We start from the raw sequence: 3611 nt of genomic DNA, 5'->3' as shown, positions 1-3611 counted from the left end.
CTCTATACTATACCGGCGGCCGGGGTCGAACCGGCACGTCCTTGCGGACACTGGATTTTGAGTCTAATATTATTAGTTTTAAATCTCAGAAATATTGATTTTATAAGCTTTTTTTCCATAATATTTTTTAAAACTTAGTATCACTTCCAAAGTTTAGATACTTTTTAGTAACTATAAAATGCTAGAAAGTATACTCCTTATTAAAAAGAGTTTTGGACTAGTTTTGTGCAATTTTATTACCCATATCCGTAATAAGAGAGGCTAAATTAATTGCCTTTAATGATTGTAGAAATTGGTTGTGAATATCATTAGACACATAACCAGCTAGCAAAATATGCTCAGCCATGTCATATTGCTTAATCAAGAGAATCTTATCATGTTTTTCATTAAATAAAATCGCACTAATTGCTGTATTAAAGACTGGAAAACGAAAACTCGCACATTGTGAACAATAAGGAATATCTCCCTCATCTTTTAAAAATTTTTTCTCCAAAGGATGCCCACATTCGGGACAACAAGTCATTGTTTTGTCAAATATAGAAACCTCTTTTTTAAAGTTCTTAAAAGTAATTTTACCAGTAAAATCGAGACCACGCAAGACATTGAAATAAATCAAGACTTTTTTTAAAATTTATTTTATGATATAATAAACTTATCAGCTATTGGTTCTGAAAAAGTGTCTGCCACAGTTTTACTACAAATTCTCATGACTTGTGCCAAGATTTATAAAAAACGGATAGCTATAATAGCTCTTAGAGCAAAAACATGACATATAGGAGGTTAAAGACATGTCATACTTTTATCTTTTTATCGCCATTGTAGGAGAGATATTGGGAACTAACCTTTTGAAATTATCAGACGGTTTTACAAAGCCTATTCCAACCGTTTCTGCCCTACTTAGCTATGGCGTTTGTTTCTATTTCTTATCACTAGCAATGCAAAAAATTCCTGTAGGAATAGCTTATGCAACATGGTCAGCTGTCGGTTTAGTTTTGATATCCTCTATCGCAGTAATGATTTTCAAAGAAACACTAAATGTTTATAGCATTATCGGTTTAATTTTGATTATCATTGGTGTTGTCATGGTTAACTTATTAGGAAATGCAGGACATTAATAAAACCGGCTCTATACTATTTGTAGTGGGTAAATCCCCTATGGATATTATGGAGCCTATTTTGTTGTAGAAAAAAAGTTCCATAAGAACTATAATGAAAAGCTAGAATTCTGTCAATATTTTGGACACATTTTGGGAGGGAATTTTGAAGACTAGCGTCCTCCTAATTTTCCCAATAAGTTTTAACTTCTTCAAAAATCTTATTCAAAAGTTCTGCATCTTTTTCTGACAACTGATTTTTTTCTATAACTCTATCTTTTAGTTCTGTTGCCTTTATTTTATTTCTTGCCACCGAAACTGCTATTGAATGTTTCAAAATATCAAACTCATCCTTTGAAAAGTTTGCAATATTGGTAAGATCTAATTGTTCTAGAGGTAAACTACTGATAATTGAATAAGGTTTTTGTCCCAGCAAATAATCTGTAGTAGTCCCAAAGATATTTGCTAATTTCACAACGAATTCTAATCCTGGTTCTAACGTTCCATTCTCCCACCGAGAATATGTCCCTTGTTGAACTCCAATTAATTCCGATATTTGTACTTGAGTTAACTTTTTTGATTTTCTGAGAGTTTTTAACCTCTCTGAAAATTTATAATCCTCTGTATACATAATTCTCCTATAGATATTCTTATTCGTATATTTTAGCTTGACAAAATATTCTAAACGGTATAAAATAGAATTATTCCATAAGGAATATTTATTTTGAGATTGAATATTCCATTGAGAATATTATAGCATAAAAGGAGGTAAAAGCGTATGTAACTAGTAGTCGATTTAAAAAATTTTAATAAAGGAGGTAGGATTCGACAAAATAAAAAATCTTGAAACAAATGTGCCGTTCGTTCCAAGATCAAAACATATTATGTAACAATTATACCACAGAAAACTCTTCAGTTGCACAAGAAAATTTCGGAGGTTTCACAAAAAGATGACCAATAAAGAGTTAGTCAATCAAATTTCTGGCCTAAACTCTACCTCTACTCTTAAAAATTGGATTCAACTGATTAAAGAGATAAGTGGCAAGGAATTTAAGAAAATTAAAGTTCCTATCAGTAGAAATCCCAGAACTCATCAATTAAGTTATACAGTTGCCTATGATTTTACAGACGAAGACCTTAGACAATTTCAAAAGTTAGCTAAACTAAAACTTGAAATAGGTCTAAAAGAGGCTATACAAGCCGTATTTGGGAGTCTAGCAGACAATGAACATGAATCCCTAAACCAAGTAATAGATGAGCTCTACGATGAACTGAGCGCCTTAAAACAGGAATTTAAGCGAGAAATGCGACTGATAAAAATTGAGAATTCCAACCTAAAAAAGAAAATCCAAGATATTGAAGAGTCGATGCAAACCGGCTTACTAGGGTTTGTTAACAAGAGGTCAAAAAATAGGTTCGGCTAATAGCGAGTTTTCGGCTGAGCCATGAGGCAGAAAGCCGAAAATGAGCGTAGATGCGGACGGACCATTTTTGACCGATAGGGTGTGTAGTAACACCACCCTCTGCAAGTTAGGTGTACCATCGAAAGAATTCAGTATTTCCAAGGGTTTCGGAGATTTTTAGGGTGGCAAAATTAGGCAAAAAGTTGAATCAAAATCTATGGCAAAAAATGAACATTTACGTTCTGTATTTGACTGGATTCAAATTCAGTTTGATAAGACTGAATTTTCGCCAAGAGAAATAATCGAAGACATTCTATTTCTTGACTATGACCTATTTATTGAGAATAAAGGGAACCTTAAATACTATAACTATGATAGCCAGCTTCATCATGGGAATATCCGTATCTACTATGGAGCGAAAGAGTCGTCCTACATGCTTGTCATGTCAGGACAGGCACTCGAGTTCTTTAGAGATATGGTATTAGATCCAAATAGTCTGTCCGAAAGACAGTTTCTGAACAACCTCTACTACAATTACAATCAGTTTTCCGTAAGACGAATTGATATTGCAATAGATGATTTTAATGAAACACCCTATTTCACTCCTAATCAGCTTCTAAAGATTTGTCAGAAGAAACGCTTTATATATGGAAAAAGCACTTACTACAATACCTACGGAGATGAAACAATCGGCCAAACCTTATATTTGAGAAAACCCAATGATGATGAAAGACTTAGAATTTACGATAAACGCTTAGAACGTGCTGAGAAGCTCGGCATCAGCAAGCGTTATATAGAAAATTGGATAAGAACGGAGTTAGAACTTAGGAAAGAAAAAGCTCACTACTTCATTCAAGAATGGTTGCATTCAGAAATAGATCTTCTCAACTTTACCAAGGGATATCTCAAAGAAAAAGTGAGATTCTATAGTGATAGTCACTTCTCAAAACCCTTGAGATCTTGGGAAAAGTTTTTAGGTCACTCAAAACCTGTCTCTATCATTATTTCAAAACAAAAAACAGAACTAGAACAAAAATTAGAATGGTTTACCTATAAAGGTTCTGGAGCTATTCTAAAAGCGTATAAATTTCTATACGACAATAACTTACTGCAT

General features: G+C 33.2%; 5 protein-coding genes. 3 read left to right on the top strand and 2 right to left on the bottom strand.

Going from position 1 to position 3611, the window contains the following annotated elements; translation table 11 throughout:
* Positions 1–217: 217 nt before the first annotated feature.
* On the bottom strand, positions 218–616 hold the full coding sequence (locus ACLNCN_RS04050; RefSeq protein WP_009732039.1) for a hypothetical protein: 399 nt from the start codon (positions 614–616) through the stop codon (positions 218–220).
* 172 nt (positions 617–788) lie between these two features.
* On the opposite strand from ACLNCN_RS04050, the gene ACLNCN_RS04045 reads away from it, so the two are divergent.
* Positions 789–1115, top strand: coding sequence for a DMT family transporter (locus tag ACLNCN_RS04045; protein WP_000120162.1), 327 nt, complete (start codon positions 789–791; stop codon positions 1113–1115).
* 163 nt (positions 1116–1278) lie between these two features.
* On the opposite strand, the gene ACLNCN_RS04040 is transcribed toward ACLNCN_RS04045, so the two are convergent.
* Positions 1279–1725, bottom strand: coding sequence for a helix-turn-helix transcriptional regulator (locus ACLNCN_RS04040; protein WP_000287814.1), 447 nt, complete (start codon positions 1723–1725; stop codon positions 1279–1281).
* A 319-nt stretch (positions 1726–2044) separates the two neighbouring features.
* Between ACLNCN_RS04040 and ACLNCN_RS04035 the strand changes: the two genes are divergently transcribed.
* Together ACLNCN_RS04035 and ACLNCN_RS04030 are read left to right on the top strand one after the other, a co-directional pair.
* Positions 2045–2518, top strand: coding sequence for a hypothetical protein (locus ACLNCN_RS04035; RefSeq protein ID WP_000182279.1), 474 nt, complete (start codon positions 2045–2047; stop codon positions 2516–2518).
* 196 nt (positions 2519–2714) lie between these two features.
* Positions 2715–3611 (top strand): replication initiation factor domain-containing protein (locus ACLNCN_RS04030; RefSeq protein WP_424844681.1); only part of this gene is annotated, 897 nt, incomplete at its 3' end.

It is taken from the genome of Streptococcus sp. CL8.13 (assembly GCF_049737895.1).
This window is presented reverse-complemented; position numbering and strand designations above follow the sequence as displayed.

What these genes read in the sequence shown, in the direction of transcription:
- ACLNCN_RS04045 (WP_000120162.1), top strand. Translation starts at nt 789, where the DNA reads ATGTCATACTTTTATCTTTTTATCGCCATTGTAGGAGAGATATTGGGA.
- ACLNCN_RS04040 (WP_000287814.1), bottom strand. Translation starts at nt 1,725, where the DNA reads ATGTATACAGAGGATTATAAATTTTCAGAGAGGTTAAAAACTCTCAGA.
- ACLNCN_RS04035 (WP_000182279.1), top strand. Translation starts at nt 2,045, where the DNA reads ATGACCAATAAAGAGTTAGTCAATCAAATTTCTGGCCTAAACTCTACC.